The organism is Penaeicola halotolerans (genome assembly GCF_016464625.1).
GTDB classification, from domain to species: domain Bacteria; phylum Bacteroidota; class Bacteroidia; order Cytophagales; family Cyclobacteriaceae; genus Penaeicola; species Penaeicola halotolerans.
In genome coordinates, this window is record NZ_JAEAGO010000001.1 from 711,246 (window position 1) to 732,703 (window position 21,458).

Genomic DNA, 21,458 nt, shown 5'->3' on the forward strand with positions numbered 1-21,458 from the left:
TATGAAAGCATTGATCATCGTAGATGTGCAGCATGATTTTCTCCCAGGAGGAGCTTTAGCTGTTCCTAAGGGAGATGAAGTGATCGCTGTTATCAATGAATTACAAGCGCATTTTGACTACATCATCGCTACGCAAGACTGGCATCCAGCTGATCATGGGAGCTTTGCAGCCAATCATGAAGGAAAAAAGCCAGGAGAAATCATTGATTTAGCTGGTACGCAACAAATTCTATGGCCCGTCCACTGTGTGCAAGGAAGCCAAGGAGCAGACTTTGCTGATACACTAGATAAATCTAAATGGCAAAAGGTATTTAGAAAAGGACAAGATCCAAAGATTGATTCCTATAGTGGCTTTTTTGACAATGGAAGAGGACATGATACTGGCTTAGGAGATTACTTAAAATCCATCGGTATCACAGATGTCTTTATCACAGGACTTGCTGCTGACTACTGTGTGAAGTTCACCGCACTAGATGCTCAGTCACTAGGTTTTGAAACCACACTCTTTAGAGACGCTACGCGAGCTGTAAATCTACAGCCTGATGACTTTGAAAAGGCTTTAGCAGATATGAAAGCTGCAGGAATAAACATTATAACCAAAGAAGATTATTTACACTGATATGAAATTTTTCCAAGTTGACGCATTTACAGACAAATCGCTTTCAGGCAATCCTGCTGCGGTTTGTTTTCCAGAAGAAGTCTTTTCTGATGAGATGTTATTAAGGATTGCTCAAGAAAATAACCTATCGGAAACGGCTTTTCTAAAGAAAATAACAGATGACAATTACGAACTCAGATGGTTTACACCTGGAGCAGAGGTTGATCTCTGTGGGCACGCTACTTTAGCTGCTGCACATGTACTCTTCACGCAGATGGACTTATCAGAAGACATCAAAAAGCTAAAGTTTCAAACCAAAAGCGGTGAGCTAACAGTAGAAGTAGAAGGGGACTATTTAAGCATGAATTTCCCCGCGTTGCCTTCGGAGAAAGTAGAAGAATCACCATTCTATTATCACTGGGAGGGAGTCAAGGAAGTACGCCACCTAGGTACAAAAAATACCTTTGTTGTGCTAGATAGTCCAGAGCGTTTACGAACGCTCAAACCTGATAGAGACTTTATCGCCAAACATACTGGTGAGGGCGTGATCGTGACAGCTCAAGACAAAAGCTATGATTTCATCTCAAGGTATTTTGCCCCAAATTTAGACATCCTAGAAGATCCAGTAACAGGCTTTGCACATTGCGCATTGACTTGGTATTGGGCACAGACTTTAGGCAAAAATGACTTCAAAGCTTATCAAGCATCCGCTAGAGGTGGTGAGGTCTTCACTAAACTGGAAGGTGATCGCGTCTGGCTCAAAGGAAAAGCCAAACTGATGATCAAAGGAGAGATGTTTATATAAATTGAAAGAGCACTTGTCACCGCAAGTGCTTTTTCTTTGAATAGCTTTAGGATGTTTTTCTCCTCAAAAAATCCAAAGCTGTTAATTTTCACTATCTTAAGCTTACGAACCTATATTAAACTGTTTCCAAATGAAAAAAGCCCTCGCCCTTATTGAAGATGATCCTTGGTTAGCTCCTTATGAAGCGGATATTAGTCAGCGACTGGTTTATTTTCAACAAGCCTTGCAAGATATCAAAGCAACCCATCAGTCACTGCTTAATTTTGCTCAAGGTGACAAATACTTAGGATTCAACTATGACAAGAAGGCCTCTGGTTGGTGGTACAGAGAATGGGCACCTGCTGCACTTGATTTAAAGCTCGTAGGCGATTTCAACCAGTGGTCTGAAAGTCATGCCATGGAACGATTAGAATCTGGTATATGGGAGATCTTTATCCCTGACTCAGATGGCCTCGCACACGAATCTAAAGTCAAGGTACGTGTCACCACTACAAAAGGTACCAGCGATCGAATCCCAGCCTATATCAAACGAGCAGTTCAAGATGAAACCACCTATGACTTCTCAGGCCAAATATGGCAGCCTACCAAAGCTTACCAATGGCAAGATCAGGATTTTGATCTGGCGGCTATACAGCAACCAATCATTTATGAATGTCATATAGGAATGGCGCAAGAAGCCGAGAAAGTGGGGACTTTTAGAGAGTTTGCAGAACACGTACTTCCTAGGATCAAGTCGCTAGGGTACAACTGTATCCAGCTCATGGCGATCAAAGAACATCCCTATTATGGCTCATTCGGCTATCATGTGGCCAATTTCTTTGCAGTATCTAGTCGATTTGGTACACCTGAAGATCTCAAGTACTTGATCGATCAAGCACACCAAATGGACATAGCCGTCATCATGGACATGGTACACTCGCACGCAGTCAAAAATCTAGCAGAAGGACTGGCAGACTTTGATGGATCTGGTCATCAGTATTTCCACGCTGGGGGTCGAGGCTATCATACGGGGTGGGATTCCATGCTTTTCGACTATGGTAAAAAGGAGGTTCAACAGTTTCTATTATCAAACATTAGATTTTGGTTAGAGGAATACCATTTTGATGGATTCAGGTTTGATGGGGTGACTTCTATGCTTTACCTACATCATGGTGATCATGTGAGTTTTGACCACTATGACAAATACTTCAAAGAGGGGGTGGATAATGAGGCAGTAAGATACCTTCAACTCGCCAATACGCTTATCCACGACATAAAGCTCCATGCCATATCCATAGCAGAAGATATGAGCGGAATGCCAGGTATTTGTAGACTTGTATCCGAAGGGGGAGTAGGGTTTGACTATCGCCTCGGCATGGGTATCCCTGACTATTGGATCAAGCTACTCAAGCATAGCCGTGATGAAGACTGGTCTATGAATGAACTATGGCAGGTAATGAGCAACAGACGCTGGAAAGAAAAGACCATCGCTTACGCAGAGTCGCATGACCAAGCTATGGTAGGAGATAAGACGCTTGCCTTTTGGCTGATGGATAAAGAAATGTACTGGCACATGCAACGAGGAGATGATAACCTGATCATCGCAAGAGGTATAGCTTTACATAAGATGATTCGACTGCTTACAGCTAGTGCTGGAGGAGAAGGTTATCTCAATTTCATAGGGAACGAATTTGGACATCCGGAGTGGTTAGATTTTCCTAGAGAAGGAAATAACTGGAGCTATCAATATGCCCGCAGACAGTGGTCATTAGTAGATAATCCTGAGCTAAAGTATCGCTACCTCAACGACTTCGATCAAGCTATGATTCAGCTACTTAAAGATCATCAAGTTATACAATCACTTCCTGGACAAGTCCTCAATATAGACGAAGTAAATAAGACCCTGATCTTTGAGCGAAATCACCTGATTTTCGTATTTAATTTTCATCCAGAGGCCTCTATTTTTGATTATAAATTTCCTGTCAAATTGGGAGGAGATTACAATTTGATTTTAAGCTCTGATGAGTCTCGGTTTGGAGGATATGATCGCGTAGATATGAAGTACAGCTATCCAGCCACTAAGCTTCAAACAGGCTTTCAATTGAGTATTTACAATACTTGTAGAACCGCCATGGTCTTTAAGCCAAAGGTAGTTTCAAAAGACTGATTTCAATATCTGTCAAGATATTCATCAAGTACAGGTACAACTCATAAGGAGCTTCATGTGATCCTTTTTGCAGCTGTACAAAATGCGAAAAAGCAGTCAAGCGAGAAAGTATCAGTTGTGTCATTTCATTTTCTGACCTAAGAAGTCTTTCTTCTAAATACTTGATCTTGAAGATGATCTCTCGCTGCATTGGATTTTCAGTATATGAAACCAAATCTTGTCCTTTATAAGGTAAACCAATAGCTTGAGGAACTCGGTAAAATTCACTAGCCGTCCTGAAACTCAAAACTTCACTCAAGAGCCATGGACTTGATATAGCAGACTGAATCTTCTCCCATGGGATCTCTTCCGATGTATGATAAAGCTGTAATTCAAAACTTGGCTCATCCACTTGATGAAACGTCTCATGAGGCAAGAGCAATAGTTTGAAATTTTTATTAATAGACAAGAATACTTGATCGGTAGTCCTCCCAGCTAAATGCCAATTCAATCCTGCAGTGATCGCTGCATCAAAACCTAGATGGCTCAAAATGCTCACATCGGTATCCTTGTACAAACCATAGGTATTCAGGAAAATAGTGGGTTTGATACCCCATAGACTGATGAGGAGATCCTTGTGACGCTTGACCTCTAACGTGAATAATGCCTCTGAAAACAAGCCAGCTAAGCTAAAATGATAGGTGCCTCCTAGAAGGAGTAACTGCTTTTTCTTCACATAAAGTCCGATCTCAGTGATGGTTTCCGGTGATATTTGAGCCAACCTCTCCAGATAATTACCTGAGATATAAAGAGCTGCTTTGAAATTATGCTGCGATAAAAGAAGGAAAAGAGACTGCCAAGTGTGTTGATCTCTATCTTGATACTGAGTCTCAAACTTCTTAGCTTGAGCAACCTCATCCCAGTAGGGTTGTTGTTTACCGATATCAAAGAATGAAAAGGCAGTGACCGATTCCTCCAAATGAAAGCAAAAAAGATAGACACTTTTCATCATTGACTTTTAGATAACGACCTTAAAGAGTGACGCAATCTCCTGCGCTACCTTGCCCCACGTGCGCTCAGCGAGAGCTGTTTTATTTTTTTCCACCATAGAAGTACATGCCTTAGGATCATCTAGTAGCTTGATGATCTTCTTAGCAAAAGCTTCAATATCCCAATGATTAGCGGTTTTAGCTGCGGTCAGGATCTCCGATGCGCCAGATTGCTTGGATAGCACTACTGGCAAATCAAAAGCTGCCGCCTCTACTGCCGTCAGACCAAATGGCTCGGATACTGAAGGCATACAGTAAAGATCTGACATTTGATATAGCTGAAATAGCTTATCTTGATCCAACTGACCTGTGAAATGAAACTTTCCTGAAAGTTGACTATTGGCACCACTTTCTATCAGTTGCTTCAGTAGTTCGCCAGATCCCGCCATCACAAATCGTGTATTTGGGCGCTCAGCTAGGATCATAGCAGCTATTTCTAAGAAGATAGCAGGACCCTTTTGACCAGTTAGTCTGCCAGCAAAGAGTACCAAATCTTCTGGAAAAACTTTCTCCTTCTTGACCTTAGGTAAGTCCCCAACTCCATGATGAATGACTACGATTTTATTAGAATCTATGCCGTAGTGCTTACGCATGACTTCCGCATGATAGTGACTTACGGCTATGACTTTTTCGGCCAGTTGCATGCCTTCTCTTTCCAACTCAAATATCCAAGAATGGGAAAGGGTAGTAGTCCGATCGAAATCTAAAGAGTGAATGTGCAAAATGTAAGGCTTGTTAAATTCTTTTTTGAGCGCTATCGCAGTCAAAATAGTAGTCCAGTCATGTGCATAGACTAAATCAAACGCTAGTGGGTGAGCTGCATGAAGCATTTGTACGGTAAAATCCTCCAAAGATTTTTTGACCGTGCTGTCTACTGCTACTACAGCCTTTTGATCACTTAGATTAGCATAAAAGTAGGCAGGGATATTGGTCTTGATATCGATGATTGTCAGGTCTTGTTGCACGCTGATCTCATCAAATACATGCTTACTTTTCTTAAATGCAATGGTACTTGATTCGGATACTGACGATTCGGTTGTAGCTGCTTGAATGATCTGTAGTTCCACAGATTTAGACAACTCTTGGCTGATTTGATCTACCGCTACTCCTAGTCCACTATTGAAAATGGAAGGCTCACCTGGGCCTAGCATTAATACTTTCATATGCTTGATAGTTTAAAAATGGAGGTAAAAGTATTCCGAAGGTGATCTCTATTAGCGTGACCAATAAACCTTCGGGAAATTATTGCGGGTTTATGTTAATTCAATCTTCGATAAGTTACCTAAATCTGTGATAATTAAAAATTTATCTCTCTAAAATACTTATCAACACGGATTGAAAGCTGTCGGTCTCGATTTTTTGAAACCGCTACTTGTTCACCATCTACTACCACATGCTGTAAAGTCAAAGGAAAGCCATGCAAGATCAGTTCATACTGCTGATAGCAAGTCTCAAAATCTCCTTGAGCCAGTTGCTTTAGTGATGCTTTGTCTTGGACAAAGGTTTTTATACACTGAGCACCCGTCTGATAGTCTAGCGTCTTTCCATCATCTTCATATAGAAATGATTTTACAGTATCTGCTCCATGATACACGTGAAGGGTCAGGGTGTCAAAGGCAAACTCATCTGTATACTGCATCACAGGCTGCATCGGGATGACCGCACCAGCACGTACAAAAAGCGGTATCTCATGCAAAGGAGTAGGAACAGTATGCTCTTGTTTGCCAGCAAATACCTTATCTGACCAGAAGTGATACCAAGTACCTTTCGTGAAGTACATCTGTCTTTCTGAGATACCTTCTGTAGAGACTGGACATACAAGCAGGTGATCTCCCATCATAAATTCCTCCTCACGATAGTAGGTTTCCTCATCACTTTGGTCTTCCATATGAAGTGATCTCAACATAGGCGTCCCGATAGTGGCATGCTGCCAGAAGCTCGTATAGATATAAGGCAGAAGCTCATATCTAAACTCTATAAATCTCTTAATATTGGCCAAATAGGTCTTTTCAAATACCCACGGCTCCTTGTCACCATGATCTCCCGAAGAGTGTGTTCTAAAGAATGGATGAAAGACAGCCATCTGTATCCATCTCGTGTAGAGTTCTCCACTTGGCGAACCGATAAAGCCTCCCACATCAGAACCTACAAATGAGACTCCCGAAGCAGCTAAGCGCTGACATTGTACATTAGCAATCTGTAGGTGTTCCCACGTGGCCATATTGTCCCCAGTCCATGCCGAACTGTAGCGCTGTATACCAGCATAGGCAGATCGGGTAATGGTAAAAGCACGTTCATTACCTTTGAAATGCTGCTGCCCTTCATGCGTAGCACGTGCCATTTGCATCCCATAGACATTGTGTCCTTTACGGTGACTACAAGGATGCCCATCATAGTTGTGGCGAATATCTCTAGGAAAAGTCCCTGTCTCGAATACCGCAGGCTCATTCATGTCATTCCATACACCAGCGACACCATCTTTCATCAAGCCTTCGAACAAACCTGCCCACCATTTTCTAGCATTAGGATTAGTGAAGTCAGGAAAGTGACATGGTCCTGGCCACACACTACCGACAAATTTCGCACCGTCCATGCGCTTGCAGAAGTAGTCATAGTGCATGCCCTGCTGATAGACTTTATAGTGCTTGTCGATCTTGATCCCTGGATCGATGATCACGATAGACTTGAAGCCGTCTGCTTTCAGATCACTAATCATTTTCTGTGGATCAGGAAATCTCGTATGATCCCAAGTAAAGCAGCGATAGCCATCCATATAGTCAATGTCCAAATGGATCACATCACAAGGGATTTTCAAGTCTCTAAAGGTCTTAGCCAGTTTGCGTACATTAGACTCAGGATAATAACTCCACTTACTCTGATGGTAGCCTAGCGACCACTTAGGAGGGAGTTGAGGCTTGCCTGTTAGCATCGCATACTGCTGCGTGACACTGAGTAACTCTGGACCATAGATGAAGTAGTAGCGCATCTCACCACCTTGAGCCCAGTAACTCACAGCCTCTGGACGCTCATGACCAAAGTCAAAAAAGGTCCTAAAACTATTGTCTAGAAAGATCCCAAAGCCTACTTGCTTCCTCAGAGAAAGAAAAAATGGAATGTTTTTATAGACTGGATCTGTGTCATTACCATAGCCATAACAGTCAGTACCCCAAAGTTCTCTGCGCGAACCTTTGAGATTAAGCCTTCCCGTTTTATCTCCAAGACCAAAATACTGTGCATCCTCATCTGATTTGATGGTCGAGATGACCACATTCCCTCCAAAGCGATTTTCATTTTTCCAATGATAGCCTTTTTCATCCTCCATGATGACCCCACCGTGCAGGTTAGTGATCTTGATACCAAAGTCTGCTTTGCTGATAAAACACTTCAAAACAGCAGTGCTGATACACACGCTATCCTCTAACTCGCTCAATTCCCAAAGTGTAGGGGCAGGATCAAAGGCGGGATCTATGGCATAGGAAAAATCATCTTCAAAATAGCCATCATTGGCATATCTGAATTTTAAGATAGTTGGCGTGATGATGCTGATTTCCAACACACTGTTGGCTGCATAGAGAATAACATGCTTAAATTTTCGCTCCCAAGAGATCAGCTGACCTGGATAAAACTCCTCTTCCTGATGCCCCTGAAACTTTTCTATATAATTACCCTCGAAAGTATTGTCTTTACCTTCTAAGTTTTCTTTTACTTCTTCCATAAGTGTTTAAAGGTTTGAATGCGTAGCCAAAAATAAGCGAATAGCCTTTTGGAACAAATGGTAAATTAAGTGGTATTTATGAGAGGAGTGCTTTTTATCCCAATTTATTTTTGTGGAGCACCTGCTGTACCAAGCATTTTATCAGCCGTTGACAAGATTTTGAATTTTTAACATAAAATTTAAAAGGATTACTTAAATTGAAACATCCCAAATAACGAAACGAACTCAAACCTATGAAGCAAGCGACCAATGAGATGACCTCACAAACGATCCTGACAGAAGTAGCTTGGGAAGTTTGTAATCAAGTAGGAGGTATCTACACTGTCATCCGATCTAAAGTGCCTGTAATGGTCAACAAATGGACTAATAACTATCTCCTCTTAGGTCCTTACTTCCAACAAGAAGCAGCTACTGATTTTGAGGAAGATGATCTGAACTCACCTGTTATACAAAAAGCCATAGAGGCCTGTCGTGCTAAAGGCTTAGACATCAAAAGTGGTTATTGGCTCGTATCTGGACGACCGCAGACAATCCTTTTCAACCACAAAGCCGCCATGCATGAGCTAGGCAATATCAAGTATTTCTACTGGCAAAATCATGGCATAGATTTCAAAAAACATGATCCACTCATGGATGAGGTCTTGTCCTTTGGCTATATGGTCTATCAGTTCATCAGTGAACTGACGCGCTATGCCCTAGAACAGGATCTACACACGCTAGCGCACTTTCATGAATGGATGGCAGGTACAGCTATCCCTGACATCCGCAAGCACCAGATACCTGTCAAGACAGTCTTTACCACTCATGCCACTTTGCTAGGTCGATACTTAGCCATGAATGACCCGAATTTCTACAATAACCTACCTTTTTACAACTGGGAAAAAGAAGCCCAAAACTTCAATATCGAAGCCAATGTCAAGCTAGAGAGAGCCTGTGTCCATGGCTCCCATGTCTTTACGACCGTCAGTGAGGTCACAGGGAGAGAATGTACACATTTGCTTGGGAGAAGCGCAGACAAAATTTTACCAAATGGCTTGAATATCGAGCGTTTTGCAGTCATCCATGAAGTCCAAAACCTACACCATAAGTACAAAAATATGGTAGAGCAGTTTGTGATGGGACACTTCTTTCACAGCTATTCTTTTGACCTGAACAACACACTTTACTTCTTCACTTCAGGACGCTTTGAATTTCTCAACAAAGGCTATGATGTCACGCTAGAAGCCCTAGCTAGACTCAACCATCGCCTCAAAGAAGCCAATTCGCCCTTGACTATCGTGATGTTTTTCATCACTAAGCAACCTACGCATTCGATCAATCCACAAGTGCTGAACTCAAGAGCTATGCTAGGTAAGATCCAAACTAATGTAGATGCGATGGTAGAGCAGATCAAAAAGCGACTCTTTAGGCATGCGGCCTCTAATGTCAACAAGCCTAAAGTCCCAGATCTCAATGAAATGATCGATGACTACTGGAGACTGCGCCACCGCAGGACAGTACAGTCATGGAAGTCTGACCAACTACCCGCTGTCGTGACACACAATCTGGTAGATGATCAAAACGATCCCGTACTCAATTTCCTCCGAAAGGCCAACCTTGTCAATCACAAAGAGGATCGTGTAAAAATTGTCTATCATCCAGACTTTATCTCTTCGACCAACCCGCTCTTTGGGATGGAGTATGATGATTTCGTGAGGGCATGTCACTTGGGCGTATTTCCGAGCTACTATGAGCCATGGGGCTATACACCGATCGAGTGCCTAGCGCGTGGGGTGGCAGCAGTGACTTCTGACCTTTCAGGCTTTGGTGCTTACATGAAAAATGTACCTATAGGAGATGAAGAACATGGTATCTACGTACTCAATCGCGCCAACAAAACATTTGATGAGGCGGCCGAGGCACTGACCAATACCATGATGAGCTTCTTACAGCGTACAAGTAGGATGCGCATAGACATGAGAAATAAATCAGAAGACCTCTCTGAGGAGTTTGATTGGAAAAATCTCTACAGCGCTTATGAAGGAGCCTATATCGCTGCCTTAGAGCCATTGGGTATATTTTCTAAAGCTTAATTGACCAAGACCATGACACTGACCCCAAAGCATCGAGATAAAATCCAAGCTGCCGGTAAAAACTTGGCGCTTATCGAGCAACAAATCCAGCATTTTATCTCGGATTTCCCTCCTATGAACATCCTCAAGCCTGCACGCATTGGGGAAGGTATCTTCAAGACGACCGAAGCAGGAGAGGAGACACTGATTAGCTATTATGACAGCCAATCAAAGAGCAAGGACATCGTCAAGTTCGTTCCAGCAAGTGGAGCCGCCAGCAGGATGTTTAAGGACCTTTTTGCCTTTTTGGAAGAAGAAAATGGCACACTAGACAAGCATCCTGCTGTGTCTAAATTCATACAGCAGATCAAAAACTTCGCTTTTTACGAAGCATTAGACCAAGTCTTGAATCAAAAAGGAATGAGCCTTCAAGCGGCCCTCGAGCAAAAGAATTACAAAGGCATCTTATCAGCGCTTCTGCTACAGGATGGTTTAAATTATGGTGCACTCCCAAAAGCACTTTTGGCCTTTCATCAACAAGGATCGGATGTTTATACGCCTATTCATGAGCATTTTAGTGAAGGAATGGCCTATGCAGTGGGTAAAGACAACCGTGTGAAAATACACTTCACTGTGACACCAGAGCATCAAGCGCTTTTCGAAAAGCTAGTAAATCAACTGATAGATACCTATAAAAAGAATAGTGTCCATCACTTTGAGGTGAGCTTTTCCCAGCAAAAGCCCGAAACAGATACCATAGCCGTCAATGCGGACAATACACCCTTTATCGAAGCTGATGGAAGTCTGCTCTTCAGACCTGCGGGACATGGCGCTTTACTAGAAAACCTCAATGACATAGAGGCAGATATCATCTTCATCAAAAACATAGACAATGTCGTCCCCGAGAGGATAAGAGCAGCTACCACACGCTACAAGAAAATCATCGGTGCAGTGCTCCTACAAGTACAAGAAAGGGTTTTTAGCTACCTACAGCAACTCACGACTGAACTGTCTGATACGGCATTCGCAGACATCACGCTGTACGCTGAGAAGGAACTCAATATCAGATTTCCTGAGCACTATGCGACTATGGACAAAAAGGCCAAGCAAGCATGGCTCTATGAGCAACTCAATAGGCCCATTCGTGTCTGTGGCATGGTGCCAAATACTGGGGAGCCGGGTGGGGGACCTTTTTGGGTGAAGGATGAGTCAGGAAATGTATCCCTACAGATCGTAGAGACTTCCCAGATGGATCTCCAAGAACCCATCACCAAACAAGCAGTAGCAGCTTGCACGCATTTCAATCCCGTGGATTTGGTCTGTGGGGTAAAGGACTATCAAGGAAATAAATTTGATTTGCGGAAGTATAGAGATCCCAATACAGGCTTTATCACCGAAAAGTCAAAAAATGGCAAGGTCCTGAAAGCACAGGAACTACCAGGACTATGGAATGGCGCCATGGCACATTGGATTACCCTTTTTGTAGAAGTGCCGCTGATAACCTTCAATCCCGTCAAAACAGTCAATGACCTACTCCGAGAAGAGCATCAAGGATAAATGAAAAAAGCCGAAATTGATTTCGGCTTTTACTTTTAGATAATATCTGTTTTTCGTGGATCTGGACCATATTCATTAGGGCCATCTTGACCTTTCTTATAGGCCAACCATATAAATCCAATAAAATTTAGGGGCGGTGGGATCAGTAAGTAAAGGGCATAGCGCCAATCCAATCCAATATCATGAAAACGCTTGATCGCTTGGATAAGCAAGATGACGATCGAAGCAATCAATATGGTGCCAAAAGAGTAAAAGATCGCCCATTCATCATGCGTGTAAGCTTGCCACATCAGCATCAAGCTCAAAACATTTGTAAAATAAAAGAACAGAAATAAGACGAGATATCTCCTTCTGGTAATTCTTCCTTCTGGTTTAAATATCTGATACATGTTTTATAAACCCACCCAAACAGCAAAATGTTTGAAATTCAAGGAATTTGAGGGCTTTTATCCACTCACCAAAGTCGTGAGAACGAGGTGATTTTAATATAAAAGACAAATGCCCAAGTGCTAGTCAAACTAGTCCTTGAGCAGATGCTGGTTTGGTTAAACTTATTTATTAAAAGTAGTCCTTGAGATCTCTACAACCGCAGGGTAGGTGAGTCCGGGCTGATTTTCAGCAGTGATGAATATTTCCCTACCATTGAAAGCAGTAGTCGTATTAAGTGATGCCCTTCTACCATTTTTGAAAGACAACTGTCCGATGTTTTTTGTTTCACCTTGCTCAGTTACGATCCACACACTGTAGTTATTCTTAGGAGGGTTCAGTCGCGAAGCCTCCGCAAGGTTATCTACCGTCACCTTGATATCATAATTATTGTTTTTAGTCAGTTTTTTCTCCGCGCTGATCTCAGCCGCTGGAGCGATGGTAGATACGGGAAATTTTGCCCGTGAAGTACAAGAAGAAAACAGAACAAATGCCCAAAAACTTAAAAAGGCGAAACTTTTGATAGTGCTCATGTCAGTTACTTTAACTTGTGAAGAAGTTTTCACCACACAAAGCTCATACATTATCCAGCCTGTCTCTTACACAAGTCTAGCGAATGCTTACACATATCACAGTTTCAATGCGCTTATGATCAGTTGGTTGAAAGTTATTGGGGATGTGGGTGAGAGGGGTAGGACGTTTTAAAGCTTAACGTTCGAGTAAATGTCTAAGCAGAAACTTTGATAGAAGCACTGCACTTGATTTAACCACGTCAGTCCCCATTGCGGCAAACGGCTGTTGGTGGCTGGTGTTTTATTATCTTATAGTGTTAAGTTCTTCATTTTGTTTCTTTTTGTACTTCACTTCAACATTTGGGTTTAGTCCTTTAATGTCATTGATAAATTCAGACTTTTGTTTTGGTGAAATTATTGCTGAGTCAAATTTTCCATAATTAATTTCAAGCCGATCAAGCGAGGTTGCAGGGGAACTAAGTGGATTGTTTGTTTCCGTAATCTTTTTTATTGATTTAATGTCAATAATTTTATTGTAAAGAAAACCACACTTTACTGTTAGTTTGTCGCCATCTATTGTATATTTTGTTGTCATAAACATATGCAAAACAAAAAAAATTACAGGCAAAAGAATTACGATTCCTATCCAACTTGGTTCTTCATTCAAAGTCAAAAATAAAACTGTCCCGAATATTAGCACAAGTGGCATTACTAATTCAATTCCGATTTTTGATTTATATATTTTCTTCATTTTCGTATGTTATTTTTTGTTTATAGGTTAGTCTTTCTTCTAGGTTATTTTATAATCAATGTCCTGTTTCTCTTCATTTGTATCTTATTACCAATACTTCCTTTGAGGGATCGTCTGTTACACTTGCCACCAACGTTTTCGGGGTTGGCGAAGGTGGCGATTTTAACCACAAATGTTGATGCGGAGAACCAAACTTTGATTAACCACAAATGTGTCTGCGGAGCACTGAACCCGCTTTTTTGCCAAACGCCTGTTATGCACCGTTTTTTGTTTCACCATATTTTCCAACAAGGTTTAGCATTTTTAATGTCGTATTTGTGATAGCTGCCACCTGTCAAAGACCGTGTGTCAAGGTCATAAGTAAATTGAACCCACTCGTCAGCATCGTGCATTGGGTCATAAGAAAGTCCTGATACCAAATTATCCTCAACTTTAATTTCAGCTAATCCGTCCCACGAAATTCTTTCTGTATCCCAATGTGTTCCGTCAGGTTCAATAATTGACAGGTCGGTTTGGTCTTGCAAAATAATTCTGTCTTTGCTCGCTTTAAAAATGCCTGAATAGCCAACTCCAAAAACTTTAATAGGCTTTGTGTCATCTGGGTTCATTATGTAACAAGTCCCGCATGCTATAACCAACAAGTTCGGAGTTTTGTCAAACTCTATTATTTTTTTTAAGTCTGTCCAACCCGGTTGAAAGTTTGCAACCCATTCAGTTCCGTCTGTTTTGTAAAAGCGAACAGGAAATCCTTCGGAATAGAAGGGTTCTCCATTCTCGGTTACAGGAACATACATCGGCCCATAAGTTGGCAAAGCGTTTAATATTTCGTGTCGTTTTTCTGTCGTCACTTTGTCTTGAATTGGGTTGTCCTAAAATGGTGCCTAACGTTTTGCGGCTTGGCGAAGGTGGCGATTTAACCACAAATGTTCATACGAAGCACACACTTCAAATTTACGAAAAACTGTCATACGAAGCACTGAACCGCCACTTTTGCCAAACCGCTGTTAGTGGCTGGGCTTCTTTGTTTTCCGTCTGTCAGCAACATTTTTTGTCCTGCTGAATTGGTGGACAAGCAACACTTCCGTAGCTACAATAAACACAGCAGTCGCCTTGTTTTGGTTTTAGAACTTGTTTGCATTTTTCACATTCGTAAAAATATTGGCAAGCGTCTGTCGGCATAGTTTCTTCTTTCTTATGTCCACATTCAGGGCAAGTGATAGTTGATTGCAGGATTATGTTCATTTTATTTCTTTTTTGTCGGTTACGGAATAGCCTGTTTTAGTTATGGCTTTTTCTATCTCTTGAATGTCGGTTTGAGTTCTATCAAATTCTATGATTGCGTTGCCGTTGTCGTAAGAAACATTCGTCTTAATTATTCCTGTCAGTTTATTTACTTCGTGATTTACGTTTTCTTCACAACCTGCACAAGTCATTCCGTTAATTGTAAATTCTGCTGTTTTAATGTTTGATTGGTCGGTTATGATTGTTTGACTTTCTGTCTTTGGAAAGAATATGTGGACATAACTTGGAAACGCAAGCATCAGTCCTGCAAAAACTGTTACGAAACCCAAAAACTTTTTTGTCTGAATAAAGGGTGTTTTTTCAGTTGTGTCGCAGCAGTCAATTTGTTTTTGAGGTTTCAGTTTTTGATACCAAGCAAACGCAAGAACCAAAACTGTCAAGCCAATTAAATATGGTCTGAATGGGTCAAGCCAAGAGAAAGTAGAAGCAAGTCCACTTGTTCCAGCCAACAGAGCCAAAACAGGTGTAATGCAGCATAGTGATGCCGAAATTGCTGTCAAAAGTCCAAGTCCTGCAAGTTTATTATCTGATTTCATTTTCTTACTGTCAATGTCGTTGGTTGTTGTCTTTTAAGCTGCCGCATAACGTTTTGCAGCTAAGAAACGTGAGGCATTTCGGAGCGATTACTTGTCTGTTAGAACAATAGTTAGTTCGAGGAACAAACCTTTCTTTTACGGCATGGCGCCCCATGTTTTCTTAGGTGCTGTTACCAGCGGGTTTTATTTTATTTCTACCTTTTGACTTGTTTTTGTGACCAATTCATTTGTAAAAATCAAATCTTCTACTCCGACTGATATTTTCATTTCTAAATCAGTACCGTAATCTTTCACAAAGTTGAACTTGGTATTATAAATGGCTTTTCCAGTTCCTTTTCCGTCTGCTGTAATTTCTGCTGATTCTTGATCCATATTTAGTTTAATTTCCTGATATAGGTTAAAATAAGCAAAATCATTATTTATTTCTTCTAAAGTATAAGTAGTCGAAATTATTACATTAACGCTTGCTAAATCTGCCACAGGAATTGTCATAGGTATAACCTGATTGAATGAGTCGCCAATTTTCATTGGCTCTTCTGGAAAAGGAATACTTTGCGTGACTGTTTCTAGAGAGGATTTAATTATGTTTTTTGTAGCATCATTTACTTTATCACTTATTATATTCAAAACTTCAACTTGGCCACCTGATTTGTATTTTCCTTCCACAACCAACCCTGTCATTGGGTTTTCTTTTTCTTCTTTTTTTCCATTTTGTATAGTTGTTGTATTTATGGACTTATAAAGCATTGTATATAAAAAGCTTTCATCATCTTGTTTCTCCCCGTTTTTCATTTCGGTTTGAATTTGAGTTTGAGTAATGCTTTCAATAGGAAAAACAAACCCATTTTCCTTCATTTTCAATATTCTTTCTTCGGGACCTGATACATTCAGGATGTTTTTTGAATCAGTCGAGCTTGATGTAAAATACTCTTTTTCAGGTAAAAACCTTGACTTAAAAATGACTTCCTGACCTTGAGTGCAGGATGTAATTGCCACTAATAGCAAAAGGGAAATAATTTTCTTCATACGTGGTTTTTTAACTCGCTGGTAACTTGTAGATACCCCTGACACTTATCAGACTTAGCCAGCTACTGTAGGAGGGATAAGCCTGATTTTCTGTCAGTGTTATTTTTTATTGATGAATCAATATAAATCAAACTAACACAATTTTCTAACAACTCAGTGAAATTTTTAGGAGTGAGGGATGCCCCACTTGGCTTTAGTCAAGCTTGCCAATCTGACTCTTCATGATGATAGGATTGCTAGCTTCTTGGATATCATCCCACAGATCCATAAACTCACTTCAACCAAAGTATAAAATAGTTTTCCTCAAACCCTTTCTCCAATTGTCTAGTGTAAGCTGATAAGGCCTTACTCGCAAATGTCTCTCCATCCATGCCAAAGACCAGTTGCCCGTCCTTGGAAGAGCTGATCTCATGCAGATCGATGCCTGTTTTCAAGTCATCCTTTAGACTGCGATAAGTAACCAATCGGTTCTTTTCAGGATTCCAAAGTCCCCAATCACGCTGTCCTGATATGCGAAGACTAAGCAAAACTTGAGTGGGACGAATAGCATGAATTTCCCCTTGTAGATATGCATAGTCAGGTTCGGAGAGAATATGCCTCATGCCAAGTGCATCTTCGATCTGTCTAAACTCCTCCTGAGGAATAGCACGACTTCCAAAATCCACCAAAGCCATCCGTTTCAGACCTTCAGTTTTATTAAATCGATACAGCGTATCATCAAATATCTTAGACACGAGCACTTGATCTTGCCAAGCAGTGATCGAAGTACGAGCCTCGTAGATAAACCTGTAAGCCTTAAGATTTAGCGGCATGCCTTGATGATAGATACCAGAGCTATGAGCTGCTACGAAATCATAAGATAAAGTATCATCAGGCAAGGTGATCATAGAAAGATAATCTTCACCATAGGGATAGTGATACATACTCTTTACAGCCAAGGATTCCTTGCCTATGGGCTGTAGCAAATCATTAAACCAAGTAATCCGATCAGACATACTGACGATGCCTAGACTATCACCTTTGACCAGGAGATGATTGATTCCACGGATGTTCAGATCATCATCAAAACCTAATTCATATTGACGCAGTACTTGACCTTTGTGATCCAACTGATAAAGCATCATGCTGACAGTAGCATCCATCAAGTAAATAAACCGATCTGATAAGACGATCTGAGGCTGAGCACCGATAGGATAGGAGGTCTTCACTTCCAATACCTCCAAATCATCTCCCAACTCAGAAAGTCTAAGAAACTTATTGGTCACCTCAGGCTTCAAAGTCACCAAACCACCAACACCCCCCGAAGACCCACAGGCACTCATGATGATAGCTAGGAATAGGTAGATGAGGGATTTTATTTTTTGAATTTTCATTCAAGTATTTCGATGGTTTAAACATTCTCTGAAAACTTAGCAATCAGTATATCCTAAAGCTTCTTCAAACAATATAAACTAAACTCTTAAGTAACCCTACAAAGTCAATAAAAATCTTTCAAATTTATGAGAGAAGATGAGTCATTTTAGATTGTTTCTGAAAAATTTATTTTAAACAAAACAGATAAATCATTGTATTTTTCTAGATATGCCTTCCCGTTATATAGGGGTTTCCTCGGGGTTATCCCCGTATTATCCCCGACCTAAAGGAGGGTTATAGTCGCTTAGAGGGTCAAAACACCCCTATATAAGGCGACATATACGCCATATGCGACAAAAGTGTCGATTTGCGACATATGCGCCAAATACGCCAAATGCGTCATTTCGCGCCATACCCTTTGCATGATCAAATCACAATTCTCATCTTGCTTCTCCATCGGCCAATTACCCGTTCTTTGATGTGTTGGACTTTTTAAAAAATTAAAGATGAATTTCAATAGATCTGCTTGCCTATTGTAGATATCATGCTTAGCAGAAAATGCCTCTTTTGTCATTCTGACGATAGGAAGGATCTCAAAGCAGAAAAGTCGCTGTACTTGTGTAACATGCTGGTCGCAGCATCAAACAGATAAAATTATTATATTAACCAGCTGAAACAGCATAATTACTACCTGTACATTACTACAAATCAATCAATGACAGTGTTATATACTGGAGTGACAAATCATTTGACTAAAAGAATTAAAGAACATAGAGAAGGGACAGGTGGTAAACAAGGGTTTGCACATAAATTCAGATGTTATCACCTGGTCTATTTTGAAAGACATCAATATATTCAACATGCTATCATGCGAGAAAAAGAAATCAAAGGTTGGAGTAAGATGATAAAAGTGAAATTGATAGAGCAATTTAATCCAAACTGGGATTTTTTAGAAGATACTATATAATACTGCGACCAGCTAGCCTTATGCGTTCCTTAATATGCTACTTCGAGATCCCTCGTCCCTCGGGCTTGTCTACCAATAGTAGGATGACAATCCTGTCGGATTATTTCCAAAGAAATACACTTCAATTAGTAGGCTTGTCCATTGTACATGTCATGCTTAGCAGAAAATGTCCCTTTTGTCATCCTGACGATAGGAAGGATCTCAAAGCAGAAAAGTCGCTGTACTTGTGTAACATGCTGGTCGCAGCATTTACTAGGAAAAAGGAATTATAAAGTTTGATGCACTCATGCCCCCATTGCAAACCACCTATCAATCCACTATTTTTATTCATCCATCAAAACCAAAACACCATGAACGCTCAAGAACGAATCGCCAAAATGACCTTTGCATCCGTCTATCCGCACTATGTCAATAAGGTAGTCCGTAAGGGTAGAACAGAGGCAGAGCTTTTAGAGGTCATTCGTTGGCTTACAGGTTTTGATCATGCCAAAGTGCAGCAACTTATCGAACAAAAAGTCACCTTTCAAGCCTTTTTTGACCAAGCCAAGCTACATCCCAATACACATCTGATCACGGGCGTCATCTGTGGCTATAGAGTAGAAGAAATAACCGATCCACTGACACAGAAAGTCCGATACCTAGACAAATTAGTTGATGAACTCGCCAAAGGACGTAAAATGGAAAAGATCCTACGGGTATGAGGTTTAATTCCCTATTTTTAGATAAGACTTTTACCTTAAACCACTCAAGATGAAGATTAAAAAACGATTGAAGGAGTTTTTCATACAGATCATACCCGTCATGGTAGGAGTGTACCTGGGTTTCTTAGTATCTGACTGGTCTAGCAATAGGCAAGTAGCACAAAAGAAAGAAGCACTACTAGAGAGCCTCAAGGCAGAAATCATGGAGAATCAAAGCATGATCGCCTCAGTGCTAGAATACCACGAGCAGTTGCGCGACACAGCAGCGCTATACGCCAATAAAGGCGTCACAAGAATGCCTTCGTTTTTTGGTGGTGTAAGGACGATACCGCTTACCAGCAGTGCCTTTGAGACGGGCATACAGACTGGACTGATCAATGAGCTTTCTATTCAAGAAATCCAAAACCTCAACAGACTCTATACCCATCAGCAATCTTACAATGACTTTAGCAATCTCCTGCTTTCTGGATTGATGAACATAGGCTATGCACCCAACGAGCAGTCCATGAGACAGATCATGCAATTCCTAGCCATATCTATGACAGACGTAGCCATCAAAGAGGAAAAACTGCTCGAGGAATATGAATTGATTTTGAGTACGCACTTTAAAGAATAATTAATCGACTAATGCTAATGGACTCTCTGATCTTTTTGCGCTTCAGATATAGTGTTTAAATTGCGCGCTTGATTGAAAGACTAAATTCTCAGACAATTGAAAATCAAGCAAAAAAGAAAGCTCCTTAGCTACATAGATGTCATAGACTATCCCATCAAGTTCAATCCTTTTGTCTTCAGTAGAAGCTTCCTAATGTGGGCATTGCTAGGACTCATAGGAGGGACTATAGCAGGCGTTTACTGGATTAGCTTAAATTTTTTAACGCATAGCTTAGCTTTTTTTAAAGGATGGCAGGTAATCCCTTTGATGAGTATTTGCGGACTTTTAGCAGGTTTAGTGATTCATTTTATAGGAGATCCAGGCGAAATCCACTTGATCGTAAACAATATCAGATTCAAGAAAGGTAAACTTGATCCCAAGAATAATCCATCCATGATCTTATCCTCACTACTTTGTGTAGCCTCTGGAGGAAGCTTGGGCCCTGAAGCACCATTGGTACAAGTCACTGGCTCTACAGGTACTTGGCTAGGAAAACTATTACGTTTAAAAGGAGAGGAGTTACGCTCTTTTAGTATCGCAGGGATGGCGTCTGGCTTCACAGCCTTATTTGGCGCTCCGCTAGGGGGTAGTCTTTTTTCCCTCGAAATACTCCATCACAAGCATGCTGTAGAATACTATAAAGCCATCATTCCAGCTTTTGTGGCGAGCTGTTTTAGCTACCTTGTTTTTGCGGTGATCATTCATTTGGGTTTAGGTCCCATTTGGGATTTATCTGCCTATGAATATGCTGGTATTTTTGATTTTGGCTATGCAGTATTGTTTGCTTTGGTGGGCGCAGCATTTGGGTGGTTATTTATTTGGTGTACCAAAACATTCAAATTACTTTTTGAAGTAAAGGACTTACCTATTTATCTCAAAACAATGATCGGAGGACTAATACTCGGCATCATTGCTTACTTCTATCCGATTACAAGGTATTTTGGACACCATGAGGTCAATGAGTTGCTCCATCAAGACTATGCGCTCAATACGCTAATCATCATTTTGATCTTAAAAATAGTAGCCATTGCTATCACAGTGACCTCTGGCTGGAGAGGCGGTTTCATCATTCCGCTTTTCTTTGTAGGAACGAGTTTGGGCTTGATTTTACACCAGCTATTTCCCTTCATCAATCTATCCTTGGCCATAGTCAGCTGTATGGCTGCGATCAACTCATGTGTCACGAGAACCCCTATGAGTACAACCATACTGCTGGCTACATTGACGGGATTTGGTCATTTCATACCGATCTTTTTCGCCAGCCTTACAGGATACTTTCTAGCGCCCAAGATTCCTTTCATCAGTTCTCAGATGGATGGTAAATAAAGA

Annotated in this window: 21 protein-coding genes; 9 read left to right on the forward strand and 12 right to left on the reverse strand. The window is 41.0% G+C overall.

Annotated elements, in window-relative coordinates; genetic code table 11:
• Nucleotide 1 precedes the first annotated feature (1 nt).
• The 3 genes from pncA to I5349_RS03210 all read left to right on the forward strand — a co-directional run bounded on the left by pncA (nt 2) and on the right by I5349_RS03210 (nt 3,549).
• The gene (pncA, locus tag I5349_RS03200) at nt 2-619 is read left to right on the forward strand and encodes a bifunctional nicotinamidase/pyrazinamidase (protein WP_226389284.1); all 618 of its coding nucleotides are present in this window, start codon (nt 2-4) and stop codon (nt 617-619) included.
• Between the two features lies 1 nt (nt 620).
• Nucleotides 621-1,403, forward strand: coding sequence for a PhzF family phenazine biosynthesis protein (locus tag I5349_RS03205; RefSeq protein WP_226389285.1), 783 nt, complete (start codon nt 621-623; stop codon nt 1,401-1,403).
• A gap of 130 nt (nt 1,404-1,533) precedes the next feature.
• Nucleotides 1,534-3,549 (forward strand): alpha-amylase family glycosyl hydrolase, encoded by a 2,016-nt coding sequence (locus I5349_RS03210; RefSeq protein WP_226389286.1) that lies wholly within the window; start codon nt 1,534-1,536, stop codon nt 3,547-3,549.
• On the opposite strand, the gene I5349_RS03215 is transcribed toward I5349_RS03210, so the two are convergent.
• From I5349_RS03215 to I5349_RS03225, 3 genes are all read right to left on the reverse strand, one after another.
• Nucleotides 3,521-4,540, reverse strand: a complete 1,020-nt coding sequence (locus tag I5349_RS03215) for a polysaccharide deacetylase family protein (RefSeq protein ID WP_226389287.1) — start codon at nt 4,538-4,540, stop codon at nt 3,521-3,523. The genes I5349_RS03210 and I5349_RS03215 overlap by 29 nt on opposite strands.
• Before the next feature lie 6 nt (nt 4,541-4,546).
• A complete protein-coding gene (locus tag I5349_RS03220; protein ID WP_226389288.1) occupies nt 4,547-5,740 on the reverse strand; it encodes a glycosyltransferase family 4 protein in 1,194 nt (397 codons plus the stop codon).
• Between the two features lie 134 nt (nt 5,741-5,874).
• The gene (locus I5349_RS03225; RefSeq protein WP_226389289.1) at nt 5,875-8,292 is read right to left on the reverse strand and encodes a glycoside hydrolase family 31 protein; all 2,418 of its coding nucleotides are present in this window, start codon (nt 8,290-8,292) and stop codon (nt 5,875-5,877) included.
• Nucleotides 8,293-8,525: 233 nt separating this feature from the next.
• On the opposite strand from I5349_RS03225, the gene I5349_RS03230 reads away from it, so the two are divergent.
• The gene (locus I5349_RS03230) at nt 8,526-10,364 is read left to right on the forward strand and encodes a glycosyltransferase (protein ID WP_226389290.1); all 1,839 of its coding nucleotides are present in this window, start codon (nt 8,526-8,528) and stop codon (nt 10,362-10,364) included.
• Between the two features lie 12 nt (nt 10,365-10,376).
• Nucleotides 10,377-11,900 (forward strand): DUF4301 family protein, encoded by a 1,524-nt coding sequence (locus I5349_RS03235; protein ID WP_226389291.1) that lies wholly within the window; start codon nt 10,377-10,379, stop codon nt 11,898-11,900.
• A gap of 35 nt (nt 11,901-11,935) precedes the next feature.
• Here I5349_RS03235 and I5349_RS03240 read toward each other — a convergent pair whose 3' ends face one another.
• The 9 genes from I5349_RS03240 to I5349_RS03280 form a co-directional block, all read right to left on the reverse strand.
• Nucleotides 11,936-12,289 (reverse strand): DUF805 domain-containing protein, encoded by a 354-nt coding sequence (locus I5349_RS03240; protein ID WP_226389292.1) that lies wholly within the window; start codon nt 12,287-12,289, stop codon nt 11,936-11,938.
• Nucleotides 12,290-12,451: 162 nt separating this feature from the next.
• Entirely contained in the window at nt 12,452-12,859 is a 408-nt protein-coding gene (locus I5349_RS03245) for a hypothetical protein (RefSeq protein ID WP_226389293.1), read from the reverse strand.
• 283 nt (nt 12,860-13,142) lie between these two features.
• Nucleotides 13,143-13,589, reverse strand: a complete 447-nt coding sequence (locus tag I5349_RS03250; protein ID WP_226389294.1) for a PH domain-containing protein — start codon at nt 13,587-13,589, stop codon at nt 13,143-13,145.
• A gap of 272 nt (nt 13,590-13,861) precedes the next feature.
• On the reverse strand, nt 13,862-14,437 hold the full coding sequence (locus tag I5349_RS03255; RefSeq protein ID WP_226389295.1) for a hypothetical protein: 576 nt from the start codon (nt 14,435-14,437) through the stop codon (nt 13,862-13,864).
• A gap of 187 nt (nt 14,438-14,624) precedes the next feature.
• Entirely contained in the window at nt 14,625-14,831 is a 207-nt protein-coding gene (locus I5349_RS03260; protein ID WP_226389296.1) for a GDCCVxC domain-containing (seleno)protein, read from the reverse strand.
• Nucleotides 14,828-15,427 (reverse strand): mercuric transport protein MerTP, encoded by a 600-nt coding sequence (merTP, locus tag I5349_RS03265; RefSeq protein WP_013631655.1) that lies wholly within the window; start codon nt 15,425-15,427, stop codon nt 14,828-14,830. Before merTP ends, I5349_RS03260 begins: the two co-directional genes overlap by 4 nt.
• 183 nt (nt 15,428-15,610) lie before the next feature.
• A complete protein-coding gene (locus tag I5349_RS03270) occupies nt 15,611-16,453 on the reverse strand; it encodes a hypothetical protein (protein ID WP_226389297.1) in 843 nt (280 codons plus the stop codon).
• 272 nt (nt 16,454-16,725) lie between these two features.
• Nucleotides 16,726-17,826: a hypothetical protein gene (locus I5349_RS03275; RefSeq protein ID WP_226389298.1), complete on the reverse strand. Its 1,101-nt coding sequence runs from the start codon at nt 17,824-17,826 to the stop codon at nt 16,726-16,728.
• Nucleotides 17,827-18,110: 284 nt separating this feature from the next.
• A complete protein-coding gene (locus I5349_RS03280) occupies nt 18,111-18,380 on the reverse strand; it encodes a hypothetical protein (RefSeq protein WP_226389299.1) in 270 nt (89 codons plus the stop codon).
• A gap of 117 nt (nt 18,381-18,497) precedes the next feature.
• Here I5349_RS03280 and I5349_RS03285 point away from each other — a divergent pair, with 117 nt between their 5' ends.
• The 4 genes from I5349_RS03285 to I5349_RS03300 all read left to right on the forward strand — a co-directional run bounded on the left by I5349_RS03285 (nt 18,498) and on the right by I5349_RS03300 (nt 21,455).
• Nucleotides 18,498-18,773, forward strand: coding sequence for a GIY-YIG nuclease family protein (locus I5349_RS03285; protein ID WP_317194222.1), 276 nt, complete (start codon nt 18,498-18,500; stop codon nt 18,771-18,773).
• Between the two features lie 350 nt (nt 18,774-19,123).
• Nucleotides 19,124-19,474 carry a DUF2200 domain-containing protein gene (locus I5349_RS03290; protein WP_226389300.1) on the forward strand — a complete coding sequence of 117 codons (351 nt, stop codon included), beginning with the start codon at nt 19,124-19,126 and terminating at the stop codon, nt 19,472-19,474.
• A 49-nt stretch (nt 19,475-19,523) separates the two neighbouring features.
• Nucleotides 19,524-20,090, forward strand: a complete 567-nt coding sequence (locus I5349_RS03295) for a hypothetical protein (RefSeq protein WP_226389301.1) — start codon at nt 19,524-19,526, stop codon at nt 20,088-20,090.
• Between the two features lie 96 nt (nt 20,091-20,186).
• The gene (locus I5349_RS03300; RefSeq protein ID WP_226389302.1) at nt 20,187-21,455 is read left to right on the forward strand and encodes a chloride channel protein; all 1,269 of its coding nucleotides are present in this window, start codon (nt 20,187-20,189) and stop codon (nt 21,453-21,455) included.
• Nucleotides 21,456-21,458: the final 3 nt, after the last annotated feature.

Bases quoted from the DNA above. Each gene is read 5' to 3' on its own strand.
- I5349_RS03220 (WP_226389288.1), bottom strand. From the start codon at position 5,740: ATGAAAGTATTAATGCTAGGCCCAGGTGAGCCTTCCATTTTCAATAGT.
- I5349_RS03210 (WP_226389286.1), top strand. From the start codon at position 1,534: ATGAAAAAAGCCCTCGCCCTTATTGAAGATGATCCTTGGTTAGCTCCT.
- I5349_RS03225 (WP_226389289.1), bottom strand. From the start codon at position 8,292: ATGGAAGAAGTAAAAGAAAACTTAGAAGGTAAAGACAATACTTTCGAG.
- I5349_RS03270 (WP_226389297.1), bottom strand. From the start codon at position 16,453: ATGAAGAAAATTATTTCCCTTTTGCTATTAGTGGCAATTACATCCTGC.
- I5349_RS03235 (WP_226389291.1), top strand. From the start codon at position 10,377: ATGACACTGACCCCAAAGCATCGAGATAAAATCCAAGCTGCCGGTAAA.
- pncA (WP_226389284.1), top strand. From the start codon at position 2: ATGAAAGCATTGATCATCGTAGATGTGCAGCATGATTTTCTCCCAGGA.
- I5349_RS03280 (WP_226389299.1), bottom strand. From the start codon at position 18,380: ATGACAAAAGAGGCATTTTCTGCTAAGCATGATATCTACAATAGGCAA.
- I5349_RS03240 (WP_226389292.1), bottom strand. From the start codon at position 12,289: ATGTATCAGATATTTAAACCAGAAGGAAGAATTACCAGAAGGAGATAT.
- I5349_RS03205 (WP_226389285.1), top strand. From the start codon at position 621: ATGAAATTTTTCCAAGTTGACGCATTTACAGACAAATCGCTTTCAGGC.
- I5349_RS03290 (WP_226389300.1), top strand. From the start codon at position 19,124: ATGAACGCTCAAGAACGAATCGCCAAAATGACCTTTGCATCCGTCTAT.
- I5349_RS03275 (WP_226389298.1), bottom strand. From the start codon at position 17,826: ATGAAAATTCAAAAAATAAAATCCCTCATCTACCTATTCCTAGCTATC.
- I5349_RS03295 (WP_226389301.1), top strand. From the start codon at position 19,524: ATGAAGATTAAAAAACGATTGAAGGAGTTTTTCATACAGATCATACCC.
- I5349_RS03245 (WP_226389293.1), bottom strand. From the start codon at position 12,859: ATGAGCACTATCAAAAGTTTCGCCTTTTTAAGTTTTTGGGCATTTGTT.
- I5349_RS03215 (WP_226389287.1), bottom strand. From the start codon at position 4,540: ATGATGAAAAGTGTCTATCTTTTTTGCTTTCATTTGGAGGAATCGGTC.
- I5349_RS03260 (WP_226389296.1), bottom strand. From the start codon at position 14,831: ATGAACATAATCCTGCAATCAACTATCACTTGCCCTGAATGTGGACAT.
- merTP (WP_013631655.1), bottom strand. From the start codon at position 15,427: ATGAAATCAGATAATAAACTTGCAGGACTTGGACTTTTGACAGCAATT.
- I5349_RS03230 (WP_226389290.1), top strand. From the start codon at position 8,526: ATGAAGCAAGCGACCAATGAGATGACCTCACAAACGATCCTGACAGAA.
- I5349_RS03250 (WP_226389294.1), bottom strand. From the start codon at position 13,589: ATGAAGAAAATATATAAATCAAAAATCGGAATTGAATTAGTAATGCCA.